The organism is Pseudomonas sp. P7759 (assembly GCF_013386445.1).
GTDB lineage: Bacteria > Pseudomonadota > Gammaproteobacteria > Pseudomonadales > Pseudomonadaceae > Aquipseudomonas > Aquipseudomonas azotoformans_A.
Map to the genome: position 1 here is coordinate 198,417 of NZ_JACART010000009.1, position 24,467 is coordinate 222,883.

The 24,467-nt window shown below is 60.7% G+C and carries 24 protein-coding genes and 1 pseudogene; 14 read left to right on the forward strand and 11 right to left on the reverse strand.

Annotation, left to right across the window (positions count from 1 at the left end):
- Window positions 1–56: 56 nt before the first annotated feature.
- Genes HX823_RS12635 through arnC form a run of 8 tightly spaced genes read right to left on the reverse strand, consistent with a single transcriptional unit; the run spans window position 57 to window position 9,356 of the window.
- A complete protein-coding gene (locus HX823_RS12635; protein WP_177075059.1) occupies window positions 57–1,679 on the reverse strand; it encodes a phospholipid carrier-dependent glycosyltransferase in 1,623 nt (540 codons plus the stop codon).
- Between the two features lie 3 nt (window positions 1,680–1,682).
- Window positions 1,683–3,062: a UDP-glucose/GDP-mannose dehydrogenase family protein gene (locus tag HX823_RS12640; RefSeq protein WP_038851485.1), complete on the reverse strand. Its 1,380-nt coding sequence runs from the start codon at window positions 3,060–3,062 to the stop codon at window positions 1,683–1,685.
- Window positions 3,059–3,460 (reverse strand): 4-amino-4-deoxy-L-arabinose-phosphoundecaprenol flippase subunit ArnF, encoded by a 402-nt coding sequence (gene arnF / locus HX823_RS12645; RefSeq protein WP_033902883.1) that lies wholly within the window; start codon window positions 3,458–3,460, stop codon window positions 3,059–3,061. Before arnF ends, HX823_RS12640 begins: the two co-directional genes overlap by 4 nt.
- The gene (gene arnE, locus HX823_RS12650; RefSeq protein ID WP_177075060.1) at window positions 3,457–3,804 is read right to left on the reverse strand and encodes a 4-amino-4-deoxy-L-arabinose-phosphoundecaprenol flippase subunit ArnE; all 348 of its coding nucleotides are present in this window, start codon (window positions 3,802–3,804) and stop codon (window positions 3,457–3,459) included. The genes arnF and arnE overlap by 4 nt, the downstream gene beginning before the upstream one ends.
- Window positions 3,801–5,456 carry a lipid IV(A) 4-amino-4-deoxy-L-arabinosyltransferase gene (gene arnT, locus HX823_RS12655; RefSeq protein WP_177075061.1) on the reverse strand — a complete coding sequence of 552 codons (1,656 nt, stop codon included), beginning with the start codon at window positions 5,454–5,456 and terminating at the stop codon, window positions 3,801–3,803. Before arnT ends, arnE begins: the two co-directional genes overlap by 4 nt.
- Window positions 5,453–6,337 carry a 4-deoxy-4-formamido-L-arabinose-phosphoundecaprenol deformylase gene (gene arnD / locus HX823_RS12660; RefSeq protein ID WP_038851482.1) on the reverse strand — a complete coding sequence of 295 codons (885 nt, stop codon included), beginning with the start codon at window positions 6,335–6,337 and terminating at the stop codon, window positions 5,453–5,455. The genes arnT and arnD overlap by 4 nt, the downstream gene beginning before the upstream one ends.
- Window positions 6,337–8,328: a bifunctional UDP-4-amino-4-deoxy-L-arabinose formyltransferase/UDP-glucuronic acid oxidase ArnA gene (gene arnA, locus HX823_RS12665; protein ID WP_177075062.1), complete on the reverse strand. Its 1,992-nt coding sequence runs from the start codon at window positions 8,326–8,328 to the stop codon at window positions 6,337–6,339. Before arnA ends, arnD begins: the two co-directional genes overlap by 1 nt.
- A gap of 2 nt (window positions 8,329–8,330) precedes the next feature.
- Window positions 8,331–9,356, reverse strand: coding sequence for an undecaprenyl-phosphate 4-deoxy-4-formamido-L-arabinose transferase (arnC, locus tag HX823_RS12670; RefSeq protein WP_177075063.1), 1,026 nt, complete (start codon window positions 9,354–9,356; stop codon window positions 8,331–8,333).
- A gap of 401 nt (window positions 9,357–9,757) precedes the next feature.
- On the opposite strand from arnC, the gene HX823_RS12675 reads away from it, so the two are divergent.
- The 11 genes from HX823_RS12675 to HX823_RS12725 all read left to right on the forward strand — a co-directional run bounded on the left by HX823_RS12675 (window position 9,758) and on the right by HX823_RS12725 (window position 19,516).
- Window positions 9,758–10,570 (forward strand): M949_RS01915 family surface polysaccharide biosynthesis protein, encoded by an 813-nt coding sequence (locus HX823_RS12675; protein WP_038848971.1) that lies wholly within the window; start codon window positions 9,758–9,760, stop codon window positions 10,568–10,570.
- Window positions 10,571–10,678: 108 nt separating this feature from the next.
- Window positions 10,679–11,593: a tyrosine recombinase XerC gene (gene xerC / locus HX823_RS12680; RefSeq protein WP_177075064.1), complete on the forward strand. Its 915-nt coding sequence runs from the start codon at window positions 10,679–10,681 to the stop codon at window positions 11,591–11,593.
- Window positions 11,594–11,638: 45 nt separating this feature from the next.
- Window positions 11,639–12,226 carry a hypothetical protein gene (locus tag HX823_RS12685; protein WP_177075065.1) on the forward strand — a complete coding sequence of 196 codons (588 nt, stop codon included), beginning with the start codon at window positions 11,639–11,641 and terminating at the stop codon, window positions 12,224–12,226.
- Window positions 12,227–12,370: 144 nt separating this feature from the next.
- Window positions 12,371–13,126, forward strand: coding sequence for a GntR family transcriptional regulator (locus HX823_RS12690; RefSeq protein ID WP_177075066.1), 756 nt, complete (start codon window positions 12,371–12,373; stop codon window positions 13,124–13,126).
- Window positions 13,123–14,853: a fumarate reductase/succinate dehydrogenase flavoprotein subunit gene (locus HX823_RS12695; RefSeq protein WP_038847095.1), complete on the forward strand. Its 1,731-nt coding sequence runs from the start codon at window positions 13,123–13,125 to the stop codon at window positions 14,851–14,853. The genes HX823_RS12690 and HX823_RS12695 overlap by 4 nt, the downstream gene beginning before the upstream one ends.
- A gap of 38 nt (window positions 14,854–14,891) precedes the next feature.
- Window positions 14,892–15,137, forward strand: a complete 246-nt coding sequence (locus HX823_RS12700) for a ferredoxin family protein (protein ID WP_028616162.1) — start codon at window positions 14,892–14,894, stop codon at window positions 15,135–15,137.
- A 118-nt stretch (window positions 15,138–15,255) separates the two neighbouring features.
- Window positions 15,256–16,662 (forward strand): ABC transporter substrate-binding protein, encoded by a 1,407-nt coding sequence (locus tag HX823_RS12705; RefSeq protein WP_177075067.1) that lies wholly within the window; start codon window positions 15,256–15,258, stop codon window positions 16,660–16,662.
- A 1-nt stretch (window position 16,663) separates the two neighbouring features.
- Entirely contained in the window at window positions 16,664–17,440 is a 777-nt protein-coding gene (locus tag HX823_RS12710) for an ABC transporter permease (RefSeq protein WP_038847101.1), read from the forward strand.
- Entirely contained in the window at window positions 17,440–18,270 is an 831-nt protein-coding gene (locus HX823_RS12715; RefSeq protein WP_177075068.1) for an ABC transporter ATP-binding protein, read from the forward strand. The genes HX823_RS12710 and HX823_RS12715 overlap by 1 nt, the downstream gene beginning before the upstream one ends.
- The gene (locus HX823_RS12720) at window positions 18,267–19,211 is read left to right on the forward strand and encodes a HEAT repeat domain-containing protein (protein ID WP_177075069.1); all 945 of its coding nucleotides are present in this window, start codon (window positions 18,267–18,269) and stop codon (window positions 19,209–19,211) included. Before HX823_RS12715 ends, HX823_RS12720 begins: the two co-directional genes overlap by 4 nt.
- Window positions 19,208–19,516 carry a gamma-butyrobetaine hydroxylase-like domain-containing protein gene (locus tag HX823_RS12725; RefSeq protein ID WP_038847109.1) on the forward strand — a complete coding sequence of 103 codons (309 nt, stop codon included), beginning with the start codon at window positions 19,208–19,210 and terminating at the stop codon, window positions 19,514–19,516. Before HX823_RS12720 ends, HX823_RS12725 begins: the two co-directional genes overlap by 4 nt.
- Here HX823_RS12725 and HX823_RS12730 read toward each other — a convergent pair.
- A complete protein-coding gene (locus HX823_RS12730; RefSeq protein WP_038847112.1) occupies window positions 19,486–20,694 on the reverse strand; it encodes a multidrug effflux MFS transporter in 1,209 nt (402 codons plus the stop codon). The genes HX823_RS12725 and HX823_RS12730 overlap by 31 nt on opposite strands.
- Window positions 20,695–20,851: 157 nt before the next feature.
- Between HX823_RS12730 and HX823_RS32305 the strand changes: the two are divergent.
- Both HX823_RS32305 and HX823_RS32310 read left to right on the forward strand, forming a co-directional pair.
- Window positions 20,852–21,607: pseudogene (locus HX823_RS32305) on the forward strand (MCP four helix bundle domain-containing protein); the annotation flags it as partial.
- 132 nt (window positions 21,608–21,739) lie between these two features.
- The gene (locus HX823_RS32310) at window positions 21,740–22,465 is read left to right on the forward strand and encodes a methyl-accepting chemotaxis protein (RefSeq protein WP_371317961.1); all 726 of its coding nucleotides are present in this window, start codon (window positions 21,740–21,742) and stop codon (window positions 22,463–22,465) included.
- 60 nt (window positions 22,466–22,525) lie between these two features.
- Here the strand turns inward: HX823_RS32310 and HX823_RS12740 are convergent, their stop codons facing one another.
- A complete protein-coding gene (locus HX823_RS12740) occupies window positions 22,526–22,885 on the reverse strand; it encodes a helix-turn-helix domain-containing protein (RefSeq protein WP_033902872.1) in 360 nt (119 codons plus the stop codon).
- A gap of 104 nt (window positions 22,886–22,989) precedes the next feature.
- Here HX823_RS12740 and HX823_RS12745 point away from each other — a divergent pair, with 104 nt between their 5' ends.
- A complete protein-coding gene (locus HX823_RS12745; protein WP_122727041.1) occupies window positions 22,990–23,739 on the forward strand; it encodes an SDR family NAD(P)-dependent oxidoreductase in 750 nt (249 codons plus the stop codon).
- Window positions 23,740–23,849: 110 nt separating this feature from the next.
- Here HX823_RS12745 and HX823_RS12750 read toward each other — a convergent pair whose 3' ends face one another.
- The gene (locus tag HX823_RS12750) at window positions 23,850–24,461 is read right to left on the reverse strand and encodes a dTMP kinase (RefSeq protein WP_177075071.1); all 612 of its coding nucleotides are present in this window, start codon (window positions 24,459–24,461) and stop codon (window positions 23,850–23,852) included.
- Window positions 24,462–24,467 lie beyond the last annotated feature (6 nt).

Consider the following 24,467-nt stretch of genomic DNA (forward strand, 5'->3'; position numbering starts at 1 on the left):
ACAGGGCGCCAATGCATATTAATGAAGGTTGAGTGCAAAAAAAATGAAGTTAAGCCTCAGGGTTGTGGGCTTTTTTCCAAATGCAGCAGCACATAAGGGTTACGATCAAATTCGCCGGCCAAGGTCGGCGTGATCGAACGCAAGCGTGGGTCCGTCAAGCCTTCATAATCCGCCTCGCTCATCACCAGCCACGCGGGCCCCTGAAGGGGCTTGAGGTCGGCCGCCTGCTGAGTGAACAACGGCACCTGGTCGCAATCGAGGTTGACCATGTACTTGATGGCCTTGGCGTCTTTGCCCAAGCCGTGCAACACCACCGGTGCCTTTTGCTGCATCACCTGTTCATGCACTTGCAAAGTAAAGGTGCGGGTGTCGTAGACACTGCGCTCCAGCGGTTCGACCACCATGATGTAGGTGGCCCATACCGCCAGTACCGCGGCAAACGCCGGTCCGACCGCACGCAGTTGTGTCTTGAGCAGCGCCAGCAGTGCCACGACTTGCAGCACCCCCAGCACACCGAGGATCCAGCCCAGATCGCTCAACTGTTCCGGATAGTGCGGCCGCGCCAACAGCAACCCCGCGATCAACAGTGTCGGCAACAACGTCCAGATACCCAGCATCAATCCGCGCAACCCGGCAAACAGCCGCCCGTGTGCAACCTGGAACGGATACGCCGCAATTATCGCCGCCATGGGCAGCATCGGCAGTACATAGCGCGCTTTTTTCGCCTGGGGAATCGACAGGCCCAGCATCACCAGCAAGCCGGCGGCCGCGCAGTACCACACCAACTGCAACGCCGGCCCCGGCGCCCGCCGCCCGCTGATCAGCATGGCCAACAGCACCAGCACAGCCATCGGATACGCCAGGGCATAGTTGCCCAGGGAGCTGGTGAAGTAATACAGCACGCCGCTGGAGCCTTCGCTGCCGTCCATGCGCCCGAGGAACTGCATGCGGATCACGTCCTGCATGAACTGTTCGCCGCCACTGAGCTTGGCCATCAGCAACAGCAAGCCGACACAGGCCACCAGCAACGCCAGCCCAAGCAAGCCGAAGCTGAACAGTTGCCGCCATTGACGGTTGATCAGGTAATAGCTGCACAGCACGCCAGTGGGAATGACCAGGCCAATCGGCCCGCGCACGGCAAAGCCGACAATCAGCAGCAGGTACAGCCAATGCAGGCGTTTACCGGCGCCAAAGTGGTCGTGGGCATAGCCCAGGTAAAACACCGCCAACGCAATCGCGGCCAGCATCTGGTCGAGGGACACCGAGCGGGTTTCGCTGATGAAGGTGCTGCTCAGCAACAGGATCGCAATGCTCAGCAAGCCCCAACGCTGGGAGTAGGGCGCGGTCAGGCGATACACCAGGGTAACGATCACCGCCGAGGCCATCGCCGTGGGCAACCAGGCTGTAAGGCTGGTGACCTGGCCCAGCGGCAAGGACAACAACCACGTCAGCAGCGTCGACGTGGCCAGGTAATCCGCATAAGGCTGGCCGTAGGTGGTCGGGAAGAATCCCGGCCCATGGCGCAGCATCTCCTGGGCGAACAGCACGAAGCGGGAATCGAAGCCGATAATCGCCTGGTGCCAACTGCCGGCGATGAACAGTAACAACGCCAGCAATCCAAAACCAAGGGATTGGAGGCGGATCGTTGGGGTTAACAGGGGCGGTCGATCTTTGTTCACGTCTCAGGCTTCCACGACCTGCGGCAACCATTGTTGCTGCGGAATCGGCAACTGGCAGGAGTCGCCACGGCCGATCGGGTAGTACTGGAAGCCTTTGCGCGCCAGGCGCTCGCCGTCGTAGAGGTTGCGGCCGTCGAAGATCACCGGGGTTTTCAGGCGCTGGTGGATCAGGTCGAAGTCCGGCGCCTTGAACTGCTGCCATTCGGTGCAGACGATCAGCGCATCGGCGCCGCCCAGGGTGGATTCCGGGGTGCCCATCAGCATCAGCCGTGGATCATCGCCGTAGATACGCTGGGTTTCCTGCATGGCTTCCGGGTCGAACGCACGCACGTTGGCGCCGGCGGCCCACAAGGCTTCCATCAGCACACGGCTCGGCGCATCGCGCATGTCGTCGGTGTTCGGCTTGAACGCCAGGCCCCACAAGGCAAAGGTCTTGCCGCGCAGGTTGCCCTGGAAGAACGCATTGATGCGCTCGAACAACTTACTCTTCTGGCGCTGGTTGATGGCTTCTACCGCTTCCAAGAGGTCGCTGGAGCAGTTGGCTTGCTTGGCGCTGTGGATCAGGGCGCGCATGTCCTTGGGGAAGCACGAACCGCCGTAGCCGCAGCCGGGGTAAATGAAGTGGTAGCCGATACGCGAGTCGGCGCCGATGCCCAGACGTACGGCTTCGATGTCCGCGCCCAGGTGTTCGGCCAGCTCGGCGATCTGGTTGATGAAGCTGATCTTGGTCGCCAGCATGCAGTTGGCGGCGTATTTGGTCAGCTCGGCGCTGCGCAGGTCCATGAAGATGATGCGGTCATGGTTGCGGTTGAACGGGGCGTACAGGTCGCGCATCACCTCGCGCACTTCTTCGCGCTCGCAGCCGATGATGATGCGGTCCGGACGGCGGCAGTCAGCCACGGCCGAGCCTTCTTTGAGGAATTCGGGGTTGGAGACGATATCGAACTCCAAGTGACGACCCGCCAGGTGCAGGGCTTTTTCGATATGCGCGCGTAGGGTGTCGCCGGTACCGACAGGCACAGTGGATTTTTCCACCAGGATCACCGGCTCCTTGCGATGACGAGCGACGGCATCGCCCACCGACAGCACGTACTTCAGGTCCGCCGAGCCGTCTTCGTCCGACGGCGTACCCACGGCGATAAACAGCACTTCGCCGTGTTCGACCGCGAGTTTTTCGTCATGGGTAAAGTGCAGTCGCCCGCTTTCCAGGTTTTCCTTGACCATCGCTGCCAGCCCCGGCTCGAAGATCGTCACATGGCCTTTCTGCAAAGATTCGACCTTGTTTTTGTCAACGTCCATGCAGATGACATCGTGACCGACTTCGGCCAATACGGTGGCCTGCACCAGACCGACGTAACCACTACCAAATACACTGATTTTCATGGGGCATTCCTGGGACTTGTAGCGCTAGCACGACGAGAGTTGATAACCAGCACACCGAGGATGACAAGCGCCACCCCCAGGGTTTTTGAAACGGAAAAATGTTCGTTGAACACCGGCAGGCTGGCCGCCAGCAGGTACACCAGCGCGTAGCTGATGCTCAACAGTGAATAGGCGCGGCCCAGTGGCAGATGCTTGAGCGCGCCGAGCCAGCAGAGCATCGACAGCGCGTAGGCGAGGATCGCCAGGCTCACCACGCCGAGGGCGCCAAGATCGATCTGTGCACTGAGCCATTCGTTGGGCAGCGGCAAGCGCGTCATGCTCCAGCGCATGCCCAACTGGGCAGCACTGACCAGGCCGACACTGCCCAGGGCCAGGGCAAAACCTTGGACCCGGCTCATACGTGACGCCCCAACAACACCACACCACCGATCACCAGCACCACGCCCAGCCAATGACGGCTGTCGATGGGCTCATGAAAGACAAACCGCGCCACCAGCGTGACCAACACAAAGTTCAGGCTGAGCATGGGGTAGGCAATGCCCACTTCCAGGCGCTGCAACACCAGCAGCCACACCAGCAGGCCCAAACCCAGGCACATCAGCGCCGACCACAACCACGGCGAACGCAGTTTCAGCGCCCAGCCCTGGGGCACATCGCGCCAGCTTTCCACGGCGAATTTCTGCGACACCTGGCCCATGCAGGTCAGCAGGCACGCGGCCAATAACAGCAGCAGGGTGATCACGGCGTCACCTGCGGGAAGATCAGGATCACGATATTGCCTTGCTCATAGCGCTTGCCGTCATTGGGCAGCAGCGCCACTTCAGCAATTTCATCGTCACCTTTGACCCGCATCACCACGCCGACCGGGCCCTGCTTGCGCGCCTCGCTCATCCATTGCTGGACTTGAGTGGTGTCAATCTTGTGGTGCGTGGCGTCTGGGTAGGCCAGGCCGTATTTGACTTCGCCGACGGTGTTGTAGAGCGTCACGTCCGGCCGCGCCAGGCGCCACGACAGCGCCGACGCTGCGCCGAGGTCATTGCTCAGCAGAGCAGTGGCCGGCTGTAACTCCTGCAGGTGATCGATGATGAAGTGGTCAGGCGTCTTGTTGTAGACCACCGAATGCGGCAATGCGGCGGGCAGCAAGGCGACCATCAGCCAACTGCCGAGTACCGGCGCGGCCCACAGACGTAGAGGTCGCGCAGCCTGCAGCAGGTTGACCAGGATCCAGGCAAACAGGAAGGTGAACACCAGCATCAGGCTCAGGGTTTCCTGGCCGTGTTCATACACCGGTTTTTTCAATTGGAACCAGCTCAGCGCCAACAACACCACTACGCCGATGATCAGGTTCAACCAGCCATTGATGCGCAATGCGCGGTAACGACCCTGGGCCAACTTGTCGGCCAGGGTATTGCCCATCAACAAGGCCAACGGCAGCAGGCATGGCATGATGTAGGAGGGCAGCTTGCCCTTGGCCAGGCTGAAGAACGCCAGGGGCATCAGCAGCCACAGCAACACAAAGCCGATCTTTGCGCTGCGCTTGTCCTGCCAGGCCTGTTTGAGCGTGGACGGCAACAACGCCACCCACGGCAGGCAGAACGCAACCAGCAGCGGCAGGTAATACCAGAACGGCTCGGCGTGCTGGGCATCGTCGCCGGCAAAGCGCTGGATATGCTCGTGCCAGAAGAAGAAGTTCCAGTAGTCGGGCTCTTGCAGGTGCACGGCCAGCGCCCACGGCAGACTGACTACAATCGCTACAACCACCGCCACCAGGCCATAACCCAGCAGCTCACGGAAACGCTTTTGCCAGATCGCATAGGGCAGCGCGATCAACACGGGGAGCAACCAGGCCAGGAAACCCTTGGTCATAAAGCCCATGCCACAGGCAAACCCCAACAGCGCCCAGGCACCGAGTCGCCCATTACGGGTGGTGCTGTCGAAGCAAAACCACAAGGCCACACCGGTCAGGTTGACCCAGAACGTGAACTGCGGATCGAGGTTGGCATAACCGCCCAGGGCCGCCACGCTGACAAAACTCATGTACAGCACGGTGCTGATCAGGCTTTTTTGCGGGTCATTCCACAGACGGCGTGACACCAGGTACACCAGCAAAATGCTCAGGCCAGTACTCAAGGCCGACGCAAAGCGCACACCGAACAGGTTCTGCCCGAAGATCGCCTGGCCCAGCGCGATCATCCAGTAGCCCGCGGCTGGTTTCTCGAAATAGCGGATGCCCATGAAGTGCGGCGACGCCCACTTGCCGGTCAGCAGCATTTCCTGGCTGATCTGCGCGTAGCGCGTTTCGTCCGGAATCCACAGGCCGTGGGTGGCCAGCGGCAACAGGTAAAACACGCCAAACGCCAACAGGAGCAGGGGCAGGGCCCAACGGCGGATCATGCCTGTTGCACTCCGAGCCAACCCTCGCGGCCGGGCAAGGCGCCGCGCACCAGCTGTTGCTGGGGCAGGGTGGTCAGGTCCGCCGGCAGCAAGTCGCCCAGCGGTTTGAACTCGATGCCGCGCTGCCCTGCCTGGGCGAGCAACTGGCAAAAATCATTGGCCATCAGAATCCCTTCTACTTCTGCGTGGATCGTATAGACGTTGAGCTTCGACGCGGCAAAGCGGTCGAGGATGAACGTGTTGAAGTCTTTGGCAGCCACCACCGGCCCGACGACTTCGTCGAAGGTCGGCAGGTCCACCGGAATTTGTGGGGTGCCCGCGCTGCCATCGGCCAACGTTGGACGAAACAGGCTGGTGCCCCGGCAATCACTGTTGTAGCGGAAATTGAAGCCTTGCTTGGCTTGCACCACGCGCTCGTCGGCACGCCAACCGGCGGCGGCCGAACAGTCGATGCGCTCGCCGAGAATGTCATTCAAGGTGTCGACGCCACGGCGGATCTGTTCGATCAGCTGTGCCTCGCTCCAGCGCCCGGTGTTGGCCTGCCAACCGTGGTGGTCCCACGCATGCAGGCCCACCTCATGCCCGGCGGCCTTGGCCTGGCGCATCAAGTGCCCCAGGTCACGGCCGATCGGCTTGCCGGGCCAGGCGGTGCCGGCCAGCAGGATATCCAGGCCATACAGCCCGACGGCGTTGGAACGCAGCATCTTCCACAGGAACTGCGGGCGGATGAGACGCCACAAGTGGCGCCCCATGTTGTCCGGCCCGACACTGAAGAAGAACGTCGCTTTAACCCCCGCTTCATCCAGGGATTCGAGCAACCGTGGCACACCTTCACGGGTGCCGCGGTAGGTGTCGACGTCGATTCGCAAGCCTGCCTGCATTACTTCTTGTCCGCTATTTCGAGCATGGCTTCACGCAGGAAGAAGTCCAGCGTGTTGCCAATGGTTTCGCTCATTTCCACGGTCGGCTCCCAGTTCAACAGGCGCTTGGCGTTTTCGATGCTTGGCTTGCGGTGGGCCACGTCCTGGTAACCGGTGCCGTAGAACGCCTTGCTTTCTACGTCGCGGAAACCGGCGAACGGCGGGAAGTTGCCACGCAGCGGGTGCGCTTCGAACTGACGCAGCAGCTCTTCACCCAGTTGACGGATGCTGGCTTCGTTTTCCGGGTTGCCGATGTTGATGATCTGGCCGTTGCACGCGTCGTTGTCGTTATCAATGATGCGCGCCAGGGCTTCGATACCGTCAGCGATGTCGGTGAAGCAACGCTTCTGCTCGCCACCGTCGAACAGACGGATCGGCGTGCCTTCCACCAGGTTCAGGATCAGCTGGGTGATCGCACGGGAGCTGCCGATACGTGCCGAATCCAGGCGGTCGAGGCGCGGGCCCATCCAGTTGAATGGGCGGAACAGGGTGAAGTTCAGACCTTTGGCGCCGTAGGCCCAGATCACACGGTCCAGCAGTTGCTTGGAGACCGAGTAGATCCAGCGTTGCTTGTTGACCGGGCCGACCACCAGGTTGGAGGTGTCTTCGTCGAAGTACTGGTCCTGGCACATGCCATAGACTTCAGAGGTCGACGGGAAGATCACGCGCTTGTTGTACTTGACGCAGTAGCGCACCAGCTTGAGGTTTTCTTCGAAGTCCAGCTCGAACACGCGCAGCGGGTTGCGGGTGTACTCGATCGGGGTGGCGATGGCCACCAGCGGCAAGACCACGTCGCACTTCTTGATGTGGTACTCGATCCACTCGGTGTGGATGCTGATATCGCCTTCCACGTAATGGAAGTTCGGGTGGCTGCGCAGGCGCTCGATCGCGTCGGAGCCGATGTCCAGGCCGTAGACTTCGTAGCGGTCGTCACGCAACAGGCGCTCGGACAGGTGGTTACCGATAAAGCCGTTCACACCGAGGATCAGCACGCGAGTACGGCGTGGCTTGCGGCCGGACTCGGCGCCACGCAGCACGGAACCGTCGACCAGGCCCAATTCGTTGGCCAGGGAAGGACCGGCCAGGTACAGGCCGTTGTCGTTGCGCTGGCCGAACTTGACCACCAGGGAGTCTTCACCGCAGGCAATGCGCAGCGGGTTGACGCTGATCACACGGCCCGGCGCGAGGCCTTCGTTGCCCTTGACCACTTCGGCTTGCCACACGATCAGCTTGTGCTCGCCCACCGCGCAGAAAGCGCCCGGATACGGTTGGGTTACGGCGCGCACCAGGTTGAACAGTTCTTCAGCCGGCTTTTTCCACTCCAGCTTGCCATCGGCAGCGGTACGGCGACCGAAGTAGGTGGCCTGGCTTTCGTCCTGGGCGGTTTCAGCCAATTTGCCTTGGGCCAGTTGCGGCAGGGCATCGCGCAGCAGGTGGCTGGCGGCCTCGCGCAGTTTGGCATGCAGAGTCAGGCCGGTATCCGTGCGGTCGATCACGACTTTCTGTTGGGCCAGGATCGCGCCGGCATCGGCACGCTTGACCATGCGGTGCAGGGTCACGCCGGTTTCGGTTTCGCCGTTGACCAGCACCCAGTTGGCCGGGGCGCGGCCACGGTATTTGGGCAGCAGCGAGCCGTGCAGGTTGAACGCGCCTTTGCGGGCGGTGGCCAGCAGGGGTTCGCTCAGCAGGTTGCGGTAGTAGAACGAGAAAATGTAGTCCGGGTTCAGCTTGGCGATGCGCTCGATCCACAGCGGGTGGTTGGCGTCTTCCGGCGCGTGCACCGGGATACCGTTGCGTGCGCACAGTTGGGCAACGGAACCGTAGAAGTTGTTTTCCTTCGGGTCGTCGGCATGGGTGAACACAGCAGCAATTTCGTAACCGGTGTTGAGCAGCGCTTCAATGCCTGCACAACCAATGTCGTGGTACGCGAATACAACAGCTTTTGAACTCATGTTTAGACCTGATCAGCAGAAGTAGAGGTATGGGAAGACACCAGGCCGTCAACGACGACCACGGGAGCCGGTGCTGCCGGTTGGTTGCGCAGCACTTTTTCGATAAAGAAGCGTGGGCGGGCGCGCACATCGCTGTACATGCGGCCCAGGTATTCACCCAAGAGGCCCATGCCGATGAACTGGCCGCCGGTGAACACGAACAGCACCGCGAACAGCACGAACAAGCCGTCGCCGGCCCAGTCGGCACCAAAGGCCAGGCGCATGACGATCAACGCCAGGGCAAACAGCATGCCCAGCGCCGCCAGGCTGAAGCCAACGATGGAGAGCAGGCGCAGCGGGGTGGTGGTCATGCACGTCAGCAGATCGAACATCAGACTGATCAGGCGCATGGCGCTGTATTTGGATTCACCGTGTTCACGCTCGGCGTGGTGCACCAGGATCTCGGTGGTGTGGCGGGCAAAGCCGTTGGCCAGGATCGGGATAAAGGTGCTGCGCTCGCGGCAGGCCAGCATCGCGTCGACGATGGTGCGGCGGTAGGCGCGCAGCATGCAGCCGTAGTCAGTCATGGCAACGCCAGTAGAGCGCTGCACGGCCAGGTTGATCAGGCGCGAAGGCCAGCGGCGGAAGGCCGAGTCCTGGCGATTGTTGCGCACGGTGGCGACCACGTCGTAACCCAGGGCGGCTTGTTCCACCAGGCGCGGGATTTCTTCGGGCGGGTTTTGCAGGTCGGCGTCGAGGGTGATCACCACTTCGCCCCGGCACTGCTCGAAACCGGCCATGATCGCCGCATGCTGGCCATAGTTGCGGTTGAGGATCACCGCGACCACGTTGCTGCCGTCTTCAGCGGCGGCGTCCTCCAGCAGTTGGGCCGAATTGTCGCGACTACCGTCATCCACCAGGATGATTTCGTATTCGTAGGCCAGTTGCTGGCAGGCTGCAGTGGTGCGACGCAGCAATTCAGGCAGGCTCTCTTGTTCGTTGTAGACCGGAATGACGATCGACACGCAATGAATAGGGTAGGGTTTCAAAGATTCATGACCTCGGGGTTAGAGCAACTTGGCGCGTGGCAACAGCAGCAATCATTGGGCGAAAGTCCAGGCCGCAGGTAAACAAACGGCGCTAAAGATGAAGCGTAATCAAGAGGTTAGACGATATAGCGCGGTTTGCTATGAAGTACTGTGTTCAAGATTAAGCGTAAAAATGTGGAACAGATATGAAAGGCAGATGAAAAACTCGTTTATTTGACAGGTAGACAGCTAGGGTTCAGCTAGGCAACTAACGCTTAGTTGGCAGGCCAAATAGGAACTGTTCGCTGTGCATTTGGTTCAACTTCTACGCGCGACCCTGCCCAGCGAAATGAATGAAGAATCTTCTCTGCAATGCGCCCCAAGTGCCGGTAAAGTAAGCCGTCTCTTGCCAGGGTGATCGGATGAATAGCGTGCAGCGTTTACGGGGCCAGTTGCGGCCTGTGTTGATGGGTTTGTTGTTGAGCATGGCCTGTATCACCAACGTACAAGCCGACGGCGGGGTCGCGCTCACGAGCATCGACCAGGTGCCGGACGGTGTGGAAGTACGTGGCAAGCAAATCGCCGCCTACACCTGGGATGACAAGCAAGGCAAGAACCTGCTGGTGCTCGCCGAGCAGGTCAGCGAGCGTGACGACGACGGCACTCAATCGGCGTTTGTGTACGCGGCCCAGTACCTGATCGATGGCAACCGCCCCAAGCGCGTATGGATGCTCTACGACGATGTGCAGCATTGCGAGTTCGACGCCTCGCTGCGCTTTGACCGGGCTGCAACCAAGGTCACTGACCTGACCGGCGATGGCATCACCCAGGCCACCGTGGGCTATTCGCGCACCTGCACCAGTGATGTCAGCCCTAACGAATTCAAGCTGATCATGCATGTCGGCAAGTCGCAGAAGTACCGTTTGCGCGGTGTCGACCGGGTCGGCGCAGCCTGGTGGGACGAAGAGGCCGGCGCCCTGCGTGGCATGCCATTACCCAAGGATTGCAGCGTGGCCGGGCAGCAAGCGTTGGTCAGCCAGTACAAGGAGCAGGGCACCGAGTTGCCATTGCCCGGTTGCTACGGCGACGAGAAGGACTTTGCCAAGGCCCCCGAGGCCTACCTGACGTTCATGCGCCAGCACTGGTTCGCGCTGATGCAGAAACAAGACAGCGACTGGAGCCAGGCCCAGGTCCAGCCGCAGGACCCTACCGAAGATGACGACACCGCCCCGTGATTTTGTGCAAGGGCCGGTCCTGGGTTAGACTCGGCCTTCGCCAATTCACTAAATACCTCGATTAATCAAAGGCTTGTTCGAGGTATTTAAGCCAAAGGCTGACATAACTTGACTGAGTCTATCCGCAACCCGCTGACCCTTTACCTCACCCGCCTGGCGCCCTCCAGCCAACTGACCATGCGCTACGTGCTGCAAGACGCGGCCGACCGCCTGGGCTTCGAGGACATCAACCTCGAAGACATCGACTGGCACCTGCTGCAACCCGAGCACGTGATTGCCCTGGTCGCCGCCTTGCGTGAGGACGGCTATGCGCCGAACACCTCATCGCTGTACGTCAACGCGGTACGCGGGGTGATGAACGAGGCCTGGCGCTTGAACCTGATCAGCCAGGAACACCTGCTGCGCATGCGCACCGTCAAGGCTGCAGCGGGCACGCGCCTGAGCCAGGGCCGCAACCTGCGGCGCAGTCTGATCCGCGAAATGATGGAAGTCTGCGCCGCCGACCCACGCCCTCAAGGCCTGCGGGATGCGGCAGTGATCGGCATTCTCTACGGTTCCGGCATGCGCAAGTCGGAGTCGGTCAACCTCGATCTGGCGCAAATCAATTTCGAAGAACGCAGCTTGCGGGTGATCGGCAAGGGCAACAAGGAGTTGATCAAGTATGCGCCGGACTGGGCGTTTACCAAGTTGCAGGCGTGGCTGGCGTTTCGCCGCGAGCAGCTCAAGGAAGGCGAACAGGACGACAGCTTCCTGTTCAACCGCATCCGCCGCGGCAGCCATATCACCCGCGAGCGCATTACCAAGCACGCGATCTACTACATCGCCCGCCAGCGCGGTGAGCAGGTGGGCGTGAAGATAATGCCCCATGATTTTCGCCGCTCGTTCATCACGCGGGTGATCGAGGAGCATGACCTGTCGATTGCGCAGAAACTGGCACATCACACCAATATCCAGACCACCGCCAGCTATGACGTGCGTGACGACAACGAGCGGCGGCGGGCGGTGGATCGGTTTGATTTGTGAATTTCCGGCTCTAGGGCCTCACTTGACCAGGGAAGATGTAACGACATGACGTTTGTGGAGTTTTGGTGGACGACCGTAGTGGCGGTGGTTGTCTGGGCCGTGCTGACGGCCTGTATCTGTAAACGCGTACGAAGCGGCAACGTGTGGAAAGGCTCCACTGCGGCGCGACAAAATATCCTTTTGGGTTTGTTACTTGTCTTGCTGTCGGCAGTTCCACCGGCGTTTTTGTGGGACAAGCTCGACGACTTCAAGGCTTACCAAGATGAACAGTCCCGACACACACAAGCCGAGATTGATAAAACCAACGCGGATACTCACCGAAAGCAATGCGGCCAGGCCCTCTCGGAGGGTAAGCAATGTGATGCCCTCGTACCGGGACCGGACATTTCCTCATTCAGCCAGCCTCTGTATCGATCGCTGGATAAACTCATCGATGTCATTGGCCTCGTACTTGGCCTGTTGGGTGGTGCGCTGGGGGTGAACATCTTATCCGATGGCTTGCTCAGGAAAGACGCTGCGCCGGTGCGCCTTGTCCGGCGAGAAGTCAAAACGACGCGAACGATCGGCTTCAGCAATTGGCAGATCAAGCAGGTCACCACCAGGTCCTGTACCCGCTCAAGCGAAAACGTCTGACCCGATTTGGTAACTGGCCATACCTGCCAGAGGCATGGCCGCCGTGGTAAAAATCGACCTTAAGCTTATGCGCAAACGATATTTCCAACGGCGGGCTTAGGCTGATTAAGATCACGTCATAACTCGTTATGACAAGTGGCCTTGATGAACGATTCCAGCCTTTCCCCGCTGTCCTGCATCCCCTTGCATGCGCAACTGCGCGACCTGTTGCGCAGTCGCATTCTCGACGGTGAATACGCGCCCAATACCCAAATGCCTTCCGAAAGCGAGCTGGGCGCGCGCTTCAAGGTCAGCCGTATTACCGTGCGCCAGGCCCTGGGCGACCTGCAGAAAGAAGGGCTGATCTACAAGATCCACGGCAAGGGCACGTTTGTGTCCAAACCCAAGGCTTACCAGAACGTCAGCACCTTGCAGGGTCTGGCCGAATCCATGACCGAACGCGGCTACGAGGTGATCAACCGCCTGCGCAGCTTCCGTTTTGTACCGGCCGACAAGCAGGTGGCCGAGCGCCTGGGCGTGGAGGAGGGCACTGTGGTGGCGCAGATCAAGCGGGTGCGCCTGATCAACCGGGAGCCGGTGTCGCTGGAAATCACCTACCTGCCGCAACCCCTCGGCGAGCGCCTGGAAAAAGCCGACCTGGTCACCCGCGATATCTTCCTGATCCTGGAAAACGACTGCGGCCTGCAACTGGGGCATGCGGACGTCGCCATCGACGCCGTGCTGGCCGACAGCGACCTGACCCAGGCGCTGAATGTGGAGCCGGGCTCGCCGATCATGCATATCGAGCGCCTGACCCACACCGCCGACGGCCAGCCGGTGGACTTTGAACACCTGTATTACCGTGGCGACGCCTTCCAGTATCGCCTGCGCATCGACCGTGAACGAGGAAGCCGCCCGTGAGCCGCACAACCCTGGAGCTGGAATACGACATCGTGGTGATCGGCGGCGGCACGGCCGGGCCGATGGCGGCGATCAAGGCCAAAGAAGCCAACCCCGCGTTACGTGTGCTGTTGGTGGACAAGGCCAATGTGAAGCGCAGCGGTGCGATCAGCATGGGCATGGACGGGTTGAACAACGCGATCATCCCCGGCCACTCGACGCCGGAGCAGTACACCAAGGAAATCACCATCGCCAATGACGGCATCGTCAACCAGGCGGCGGTGTACGCCTATGCCACGCACAGTTTCGAGACCATCGAGCAACTGGACCGCTGGGGCGTGAAGTTCGAAAAGGACGAGACCGGCGATTACGCGGTGAAAAAGGTCCATCACATGGGCGCCTATGTGCTGCCGATGCCTGAGGGGCATGACATCAAGAAAGTGCTGTACCGCCAGCTCAAGCGTGCACGGGTGACCATCACCAACCGCTTGGTGTGCACGCGCTTGCTGACCGACAGCGAAGGCGCGGTCAACGGCGTGATGGGCTTTGATTGCCGTACGGCCGACTTCCAGGTGATCAAGGCCAAGGCCGTGATCCTGTGCTGCGGCGCGGCGGGCCGATTGGGCTTGCCGTCGTCGGGCTACCTGATGGGCACTTATGAAAACCCCACCAATGCTGGCGACGGCTACGCGATGGCTTATCACGCGGGGGCCGAACTGGCGAACCTGGAGTGCTTCCAGATCAACCCGTTGATCAAGGACTACAACGGCCCGGCCTGCGCCTACGTCACCGGTCCGCTGGGCGGCTATACCGCAAATAACAAGGGCGAGCGCTTTATTGAGTGCGACTACTGGAGCGGCCAGATGATGTGGGAGTTCCATCAGGAACTCGAAAGCGGCAACGGCCCGGTGTTCCTCAAGCTCGACCACCTGGCCGAGGAAACCATCCAGAACATCGAGACCATCCTGCACAGCAATGAACGGCCGAGCCGTGGCCAGTTCCACGCCAATCGCGGCACCGATTACCGCAGCGACATGGTGGAAATGCACATCTCCGAAATCGGCTTTTGCAGCGGGCATTCGGCCTCTGGTGTGTGGGTGAACGAGCGTGCGGAGACGTCGGTGAAGGGCCTGTATTCGGCCGGGGACATGGCGGCGGTGCCACATAACTACATGCTCGGCGCCTTTACCTACGGTTGGTTCGCCGGCACGAATGCTGCGCAGTACGTGGTCGAACGTGAGTTCAGCGCCGTAGATGCCGACCAGGTCACCGCCGAACAGGCCCGAGTCTACGCGCCACTGGACCGTGAAACCGGCCTGCCACCGGCCCAGGTCGAATACAAGCTGCGCCGCTTCGTGAACGATTACCTGCAGCCGCCGAAGGTCACCCGCAAGATGGAAATCGGCCTGCAGCGCTTCAGCGATATCGAGCGCGACCTGGACCAGATGAAAGCCCACAACCCCCACGAATTGATGCGCGCCATGGAAACCAGCGTGATCCGCGACTGCGCCGAAATGGCCGCCCGCGCTTCGCTGTACCGCGCCGAGAGCCGCTGGGGCCTGTACCACCATCGCGTTGATCACCCGCTGCGCAATGACGCCGACTGGTTCTGCCATTGCCACCTGAAAAAGGGCGATGACGGGCAGATGGTCAGCTTCAAGAAACCCGTTGAGCCCTATGTGATCCCGCTGGACGCCGAAGAAATGCAAGCCTACGACCGCCTGCGTGTTGGGGCTGATGCTGCTTGACCCTATAGAGAGCGCAAAAGCGCCCAGGACACCGTGAAATGGCCTACCAACCCCAGGAAATATTCTTTCGCTCCAACGCGCCGGTAACGATCGACGAAGACAAGTGCATCGCCGAAAAAGGCTGCACGGTGTGCGTCGACGTGTGCCCGATGGACCTGTTGGCGATCAATCCCGCGACGCAGAAAGCGTACATGGCGTTCGACGAATGCTGGTACTGCATGCCCTGCGAAAAGGATTGCCCCACCGGCGCCGTCAAGGTCGAGATCCCGTACCTGCTGCGCTGAGCGTTACAACTCCAAGCCATCCGCCAACACCGGACGCCACTGCCGTACCCCTCGTTTCCCACCGTGCCTGATCACGGCGGAGACGATCCTATAACCATGATTCGAGGGGAAACACCCAATGTTCTTGCGCGCAACCTTTGCCAGCCTGGTGCTGGCTTCCATCAGCCTGTCGGTACAGGCACAAACCATCCGGGTCGCCATCGGCACCCAGGACACCACCATCAACTGCGCCGCCGGCGGCTTGCTGGTCCGCGAGCTGGGCCTGCTGGACAAGTACTTGCCCCACGACGGCAAGTACAAGGACGCCACCTACGATATCCAGTGGAAGAACTTCACCAGTGGCGCACCGCTGACCAATGAGATGGTGGCCGGCAAGTTGGATTTCGGTGCCATGGCCGACTTCCCAGGCGCGTTCAATGGCGTAGCGTTTGAGGGCGCGGGCAAGCACAGCCTGTTTATCAATGTGCTGTCGGGCAATATCAAGGGCAGCGGCAATGGCATCGTGGTACCGACCGAGTCTAGCGCGCAGTCGTTGGCGGACTTGAAAGGCAAGACCATTTCGGTGCCATTCGCGTCCACCGCGCACGGTATGTTGCTGCGGGCCGTCGCCGCCCAGGGCTGGGACCCGCTCAAGGACGTCAACATCATCGCCCAGGCGCCGGAAGTGGCGGGCTCGGCGTTGCAAGCCAATAAAATCGAGGCGCATGCCGACTTCGTGCCGTTTGCCGAGCTGTTTCCCAACCGTGGTTTCGCCCGCAAGATCTACGACGGTTCGCAGTCCAACACACCGACCTTCCACGGCGCGTTAGTGGATGAAAGCTACGCCCGCCAGTACCCGGAAGTGGTGGTCGCCTACTTGCGCGCCAGTATCGAAGCCAATCAGTTGCTGACGGCAGAGCCTGAAAAATACAGCGAGCTGATCGAGAAAGTCACCGGCGTTGAAGCCGAGGTCAACTACCTGTTCCATGGCCCGCTCGGCGTACAAACCCGTGACCTGAGCTGGAAACCAGAGTATCGCCAGGCCGTCGGCACCGCCATCGACACCCTCAAGCTGCTGAAAAAAGCCGACCGCGGCCTGGACCTCAATACTTTTATCGACGACCAGTACATCCGCGCGGCCTTCAAGGCGTCCGGCCTGGACTATCAGGCTCAGCTGGGCAACTACGCCCAGGCCCCGCTCAAGGCCAACGACGCGTTGACCGGCAAGCCGATCACCGACTGGAAGCACGTGGCGCAAATCTGGGTGAAAGGCGAACCCAAGGTGCGTGACTATGCGTCGGCCGAGTCTGCCTTCAGTGCACTGGCCAACTTGAAAAAAGACGGCAAGGCAGTGCGTGCGGTGTACGCCCAGGCCGAAGACAGCGGCATCAAGCTGCTCGCCAATCAAGCCTGGTTCGCCAGTGACCGCCAGGGCAAGCTGAGCGCGTTCCTGCTCAAGGGCCAAGCCCAGCAATTCGCTGACGCCCAGGGCGGCCAGGTGTTTGATTTCACCAGCGCTGGCGCCCAGGCCGTGGCCGGTCGCTGATATGTCGACTTATCGCTGGCTGCCGCGCGCGGCCTCATTGCTGGTGTGCCTGCTGTTTTGGCAGCTCGCGGCCAGTCATCACTGGAACCTGTGGCTGGTGACCTTTGCCAACGTGCCCACGCCGGGCGCTGTGGTGGAGGCAGCGCTGGGCCTGGTGGATTCGGGCAAGCTGGCCCAGCACCTGAGTGCGAGCCTGACCCGGGTGTTCGAAGGTTACCTGGCGGCGGTGCTGGTGGGCGTTGGCCTGGGCATTGCCATCGGCCGCTCGACATGGGCTGAAGATGTGCTGTTGCCGCCTCTGGAGGTGATCCGTCCGATTCCGGCAGTGGCCTGGATTCCGTTGGCAATCCTGATGTTTCCATCGTCGGAGCTGTCGATGGTGTTTATCACCTTTACCGGCGCGCTGTTTCCGATCCTGCTCAACACCGTGCATGGCGTCGAAGGCGTCGATCCCCGGCTGATCGCGTCGGCGCGCAGCCTGGGGGCCGGGCGCCGCGCAATCCTGCTGGAGGTGATTGTGCCGGGCGCCGCGCCGAGCATCATCACCGGCTTGGCCATCGGCATGGGCACCTCGTGGTTCTGCCTGGTGACGGCGGAGATGATTTCCGGGCAGTTCGGCATCGGCTATTACACCTGGGAGTCGTACACCATCCAGAACTATGCCGACATCGTGGTCGGCATGTTGTTGATCGGCGTGCTGGGCATGGGCAGCAGTTGGCTGGTCAAGCGCCTGGGCGCCGTGTTCACCCCTTGGCATCGCCCGCGAGGTAAAGCCTGATGGAAGGTCGTATAACAATCAGTGGATTGTCGATTGTGCTCGGCGAGCGTGAACAGGCGTTCGAGGCAGTCAAAGCGCTGGAGTGCAGCATCGAGCCAGGGCAATTCGTGTGCATCCTGGGGCCATCGGGCTGCGGCAAGTCGACCTTGCTTGGTGCGCTGGCCGGGCACCTGGTGCCGAGCCAGGGCACGTTACAGATGGATGGACAGGCGGTGGTCGGCCCGTCCCAGCAGCGCGGCATGGTGTTTCAGCAGCACACGCTGTTCCCGTGGCGCACCGTGCGTGAGAACGTCGCATTTGGCTTGAAAATGCGCGGCGTGGGCAAGGCTGAACGGCTGGCGGCGGCAGATGAAATCCTCGCGCTGGTCGGGCTGGAAGGCTTTGCCGAGCGTTGGCCGAACCAGCTTTCCGGCGGCATGCAGCAGCGTGTGGAAATTGCCCGTGTGCTGGTCAACCGGCCGAGCCTGCTGCTGATGGATGAGCCGTTCGGCGCACTGGATGCGCTGACCCGCATGAAGATGCAGGCGTTGTTGCTGGAGATCTGGACGCGCATCCGCACCACTGTGGTGTTTGTCACCCACGATATCGATGAAGCCCTGTTCCTGGCTGATCGCATCCTGGTGATGAGCCCACGCCCTGGGCGCATCATCGAAGACTTCCAACTGGATTTTCCCCGACCACGCCACACCGAACTGATGACCACCCCCGAATTCACTCACCTCAAGCGTCATTGCCTGGCACTGCTGCACCATGAAGATGGTCGCCAGTTGCCACGCCTGAACCCGCTCGGGTTGCCCACCGATCATTCAACACCGCGATTTGCCATATGACCTATAACCCGGAAATAGAAGCCTTGCGCCCACGTCTGCAAGCCACGGACGCCGGCATGCGCCGCATTGCCCTGATTGACCTGGCCGATCTGGAAGACCCCGATAGCCTGCAATGGCTGGTGGACAGCCTGCGCAACGACTCGTCCATAGAAGTGCGCGCCCAGGCCGCGACCTTGCTGGAAGCTTGGGAAGACGGCGATGTGGTGCAGGCCTTGTGTGAAGCGCTCACGGATGCCGATTCGTCAGTGCGCGAAGCAGCAGCGCAAAGCCTGAGCGTATTGAAGACTGCCGAAGCGGGCAGGTTGCTGCTGCCTTGGACCGGGCACGCCAATATCAGCGTGCGCACCGCCATCTTCCGTGCCCTGCGCGAATTGCGCCTGGACGCTGCTGCGCCGGCAGCCTTGTCGGCCCTGGTGGATGTTGATGCGGGTGTCCGCCGCGAAGCAGTGGGCGTGCTGGGTTGGCTCAAACATCTGCCCGCGCTTGAAGCATTGGCCACCTTGGCCAGCGGTGACCCCGACACCGAAGTCCGCCGTGCCGCCACCGGAGCACTGGGCTTGGCGAGTGACGACCAGGTCCTACCGGCGTTGCACCAAGCGTTGCTGGACCCGGCCTGGCAAGTGCGCGAAGAAGCTGCGACCACCTTGGGCAAAGTCGGCAGCCTGAATGCCGGAGACGCACTGGTCGCCGCGCTGGCGGATGAGTATTGGCAGGTTCGCCTGCGCGCTACGCGCAGCCTTGGCCGGTTGCGTTACTTACCCGCACTGGAAGCCTTGATCCAGACCCTGGGCCACAGCATCAGTAACCTGCGCAAGGAAGCCGCCCTGGCACTGGGTGAATTGGGCGATCGCCAAGCGCTGACGGCCTTGCGGGATGCCGCCGACGATGGCGACCCGGAGGTGCGCAAGGCCGTGCGGATTGCCTTGGCGCAACTGCAATGACCGTCGCGCCGAACGCCATAGGCAAAGGTCGCGACGGTCGATTGCGCCTGGAATGGGCGCAAGGCGCGCAGTGGATTGATCACGCACGTCTGCGCCGGGAGTGCCCGTGCTCCCAATGCCGGGCGTTTCGTCTACGGGGCAGCCAGCCGTGGGTGTCAGAGGCGGTGAGGGTGGTGCAAATCCACCCTCAGGGTTATGGCGTGCAACTGGTGTTCAGCGATGGCCACCAGCGCGGGATTTATCCCTGGGCGTATCTGGCCGCCATGGGCAATGATCAGGAGGAGGGCGGGGCGCTGGCCAAGTGAGCCGGCAGGCGCCGCAAGGTCCACAGTGTGGTGAGCATCGCGGCGATGGCGCACAGTGCAATGCCCATCAGCATCGGCGCTGGTGTGTGATCGGCGAACACACCGATCACCGTCATGGACACGGCTGCCGTGATCATCTGGATCGCACCGAGCAAGGCTGACGCAGAACCGGCCACCGCGCCGTGGTCCTCCAGCGACAAGACGCCCGCCGCCGGTAACAGCAGACCGAGAAAACCGAAGCCGATAAACAGCAATGTCATCATCAAGGCCAGGCTATCGATCCATAGAGTGGTGGCTGCCAGTACCGCCATAACCGCCGCCACGGCCACCACCGACCAACGAATCAGCGGCGCCAGGCCATAGCGTGCGCTGAGGCGTGCCGTGAGTTGGCTCATGGCGAAAAACGACGCAGCATTCACTGCAAACCCCAGGCTGAACTGCGTGGGCGTCAGGCCGTAATGTTCGATGTACACGAACGGCGCGCTGCCGATAAACACAAAGAACGTCGCCAAACCGAATCCGCACACCACCGACAAACCGATGAATACCGGGTCACGCAACAATGCGCCGTAGCTGCTGAAGGCGTTGCCCAGGGTCTTGCCCAAGCGCCGTTCGGCGGGATGGGTTTCCGGCAATTGCACGATGGTCATCACCAGGCACGCCACTGCGAGCACCGCCAGCACGGCAAACACTTCGCGCCAGCTCCACAAAGAGATGACCAGGCTGCCAGCGAGCGGCGCAAGGATCGGCGAAACACTCATCACCAGCATCAGCAACGCCATGAGTTTCGCGGCTTCATGCCCGGTGTACAGGTCACGCACGATGGCGCGCGGAATCACCATCCCCGCGCACGCACCGAACGCCTGCAGGGCACGAAAGGCGATCAGTGATTCGATCGTCGGCGCCAGCGCGCAACCGACACTGGCTACGGCAAAAATCACCAGGCCGACATAGATCGGCGGCTTGCGCCCGAACACATCACTGATCGGACCGTAGAACAATTGGCATACGCCGATGATGACGAAGAATACGGTAAGGCTCATCTGCACCAACGCTGGCGAGGCGTGCAGGCTCGCGCCAAGGGTTGGCAGCGCCGGCAGATAGATATCGATGGCGAACGGGCCGACGGCAGTGATCAAGCCCAGCAGGAGGGCAAGGTGGGCGATGCTTCGAGACATGAGCAGTTCCGGGCAGAGCAAGGGCCGGTCAGCTTAAGGGATACGCGCAGATCCGCAAACTTAGGCTTCAATAAGCAGTGGGGATGGCCGATAACATGAGCAGCGGGGCTTCTGCGGTTGGGTTCCCAACCGGCTGACCAGGCACGGGGATACCAGCATGACGATCAAACTACGCTTGATGCTGTTGATAGCGACCGGATTGCTCGCCGCCTTGATCATGAGCCTGGCCGGCTACCTGGGGAATACCCGGATGGGCACTGCCGTGCAAGACAGCGAAGTAAGTATGACGGTGCTGCGCAACCATATGGAAGCCGACATGATGCACGACGCCCTGCGCGCTGACGTGTTGTCGGCGATGCTGGTGGGCCTGGGTAAAAGCACCAGCAGCAAGGCCGAAGTCGACAGTTCTTTGAAAGAGCATGCCGAGCACTTCCGGCAGGTCTTGGCGGACAACCTCAAGTTGCCGCTGGACGCTACGCTCAAGGCAAGCCTGGAAAAAATCAAACCTAGCCTGGATAACTACATCGCCACCGGCGAGCGCATCGTCGCCCTGGCGCTGGACAATCCTGAAGCCGCGCGCGGGGAACTAGGCACATTCAACGCCGCGTTCAGCCAGTTGGAAGATCAAATGGCGGGCCTGAGCGAGTTGATCGAAACCAATAACCAGCAGACCAGCATGGGCACCCGGCAGACCATCAGCAACGCCAACGTCACCCTGGGCGTGGTGTTGATTGCCAGTCTTCTACTGCTGTTGGCCCAGGGCCGTTGGGTGATCCTCAGCATCATGGGCCCACTACAAGCGGCTAGCCGCATTGCCGCCAGCATCGCGCGTGGCAACTTGAGCGAACCCATCGTCGAGCCCCAACGCAAGGACGAAGCCAGCGCCTTGATCCGTAGCCTGGCGACGATGCAAAAGGACCTGCGCGGCATGATCGACGTGGTGCGCAGCAACGCCCATGGCGTCAATGGCATGAGCGAGCAACTGAGCCGTGGCTGCCATGAAGTGGCCGGCAGCAGCCAGCAACAGAGCGCCGCCGCCAGCACCATGGCCGCCGCAGCGAGTGAAATGACCGCGAGCATCGAGGAAATCACCCGGCATGCCGGACGCGCACTGGACATGGCCAACCAGGCGCAAATCTTGGCCAAGGACGGCGGCCGGGTGATTCATCAGGTGGTCAGTGACATGGATGGCATTGCCCGTTCCGCGCAGCAATCGGCCCAGGTGATCCGCACACTGGACAAGGAGTCTGAGGCCATTTTCAGCATTATCCAGGTGATCAAGGGGATCGCTGACCAGACCAACCTGCTGGCCCTGAATGCCGCGATCGAGGCCGCCCGTGCGGGCGAGCAGGGGCGCGGATTTGCCGTGGTTGCTGATGAAGTGCGCAGCCTTGCTGGACGCACCAGCGCGTCGACCCAGGAAATTGCCGCCATGGTCGGGCGTATCCAGCAGAACACCCGGGAAGCGGTGACCAGCATGGAGGAGGGCGTTGCTCAGGTGGACAAAGGCATGGCGGTCACTGCCGAGGTAGAGCGGGCGATTCGCGAGATTCTCCAAGCGACGTTGAACACCACGGAAATGGTCAACGATATCTCCCGGACCATCGGCGAACAGAGCCTGGCCAGCAATGAAATTGCGCACCAGGTGGAGATGATTGCGGGGATGTCAGAGAGCAATAGCCGAGTGATCGGGCAGACGGCGTCGACCACTGATGAACTGTCCAACCTGGCCGGGAAGTTGTCGCAGTCGGTTGATCGGTTTCAGATGTAACTTATTGATTTAACTCAACTAAATAGTCATTTAGTTGAGTTGGCTATCAGGGCAGGGGACTCAAGACTGGGAGAGGGTGGCCGTACGCCGCTCAGCGATACGCTCAACGGTTTGCATATGCTCCGTACCCCATTGGCACAGCCCGCCCAACGCCGTCGCCAAGGACCGCCCGAACGGTGTCAGCGAGTACTCGACCTTGGGCGGTATCTCCTGGAAATCCACGCGGGAGATGATCTCGTCGCGCTCCAATTCCTTGAGTTGCTGGATCAGCACCTTATCGGTCACGCCGCCAATCGCGCGTCTTAATTCCCCATATCGATGAACATTTTGCGCAAGGTTGAACAGCACCAGCGGCTTCCATTTACCGCCAATCACCGCCAGGGCGGCCTCGAGCCCGCAATTGAATGAGTTGTTGGCCATGATCGAGCTGACTCCACGTAGGGTACTTACCAAAAGGTGCATACTATTCAAAAGAATAGCGTAGATCTACAGTTGGGCCTCAACCTTATTCATTGGAGTTCACCATGAGCAGGCTCAACGGAAAAATCGCAGTCATTACCGGTGGCAACAGCGGCATCGGCCTGGCAACCGCCATTCGCTTCGCGGCGGAAGGCGCTCAAGTCGTCATTGTAGGCCGTCGACAAGAGGAACTGGACAAGGCGCTGCAACTGATTGGCCCTGAAGCCATCGCCATACAAGGCGACATTTCAAAACTGGACGACCTTGACCGCGTGTTCACCCAAGTCAAAGCCGCCAAAGGCCGGGTCGATGTGCTGTTTGCCAATGCAGGCCTGGGGGATTTCCAGCCGATCGGCTCGATCACCGAGGAATCGTTTGACCGTACCTTCGGCATCAACGTCAAAGGCACGCTGTTCACTGTACAAAAAGCCTTGCCACTGATGAGCGCCGGCAGCTCGGTGATCCTCACGGGTTCGACCACAGGCACCATGGGCACACCGGCATTCAGCGTGTACAGCGCCACCAAAGCGGCGCTGCGTAATTTCGCCAGGAGCTGGGCGCTGGACCTGAAAGGCACAGGCATTCGCGTCAACGTACTTTCACCAGGGCCGATCTCGACACCGGGCTTGGACCTGGCGCTTTCAGGTACAGGCCAGAAAGACGCAATCATCGACGACATGACCGCGCAGGTTCCATTGAGCCGTATTGGCAAGCCCGAGGAAGTTGCAGCGGCAGCGTTGTTCCTGGCATCGGATGAGAGCAGCTTCATGACCGGCAGTGAAATGTTTGTCGATGGAGGCTTTGCTCAGGTTTGAGTGAGATAGGGGTTTTGCCTGTTGAAATCTGATGGGCACTGCCCCTGATTACGCAATACGATATTACGCATAATGTATATTATGTTAAATACCGTATCTGGCTGTTCGTATCACCGCACTATTTTCCGGATCTCAGCCACTACCTGCTTCACCGCATCTTCGACCGTACCTTCATTGCGGCACAGCACCCAACCATGATCTGCAACGGCTCTCTCGAACCTCTCGGTACACACGACATGCTCTGAGTACTTGTGGATCACCGTGCCACCCAATCCACGTGATCGTGCCGTTGCCCTTGCCCATGAAATATCCGGCGCGGTGACGACTCCAACCTGCAGATCCGGCACTCGCACGTTGCGCTCCAGATTCATCTGGAGAATCTCTGCAAATGGGATGGTGTGTCGAAACGCAGCATCAGACGGATACCAGCGATCCATCAGGATAATGCTGCCCCGCGGCTGCTGAGCCAGCACGTTCCGGGAAATCCAGCTACGACTGTCAGCAAAGCGTTCGCACACAGCCCATTCCATTTCCTGCGAAGAATTCCTGGCCAGTTCGTTAACAATAGCCATGGTTTCCCTTCTGTACGGATCGCTTTTTCTCTCGCACAGTCGGATGACTTTCTTATTGTCTGCCCTCAGCGCTGCCGTTACGGCCTCCAGCAGCGTGGTTTTGCCGGTGCCTTTAGGCCCGTCCAAAGAAACAAAAAACGTAGAGTTCATTGGCTG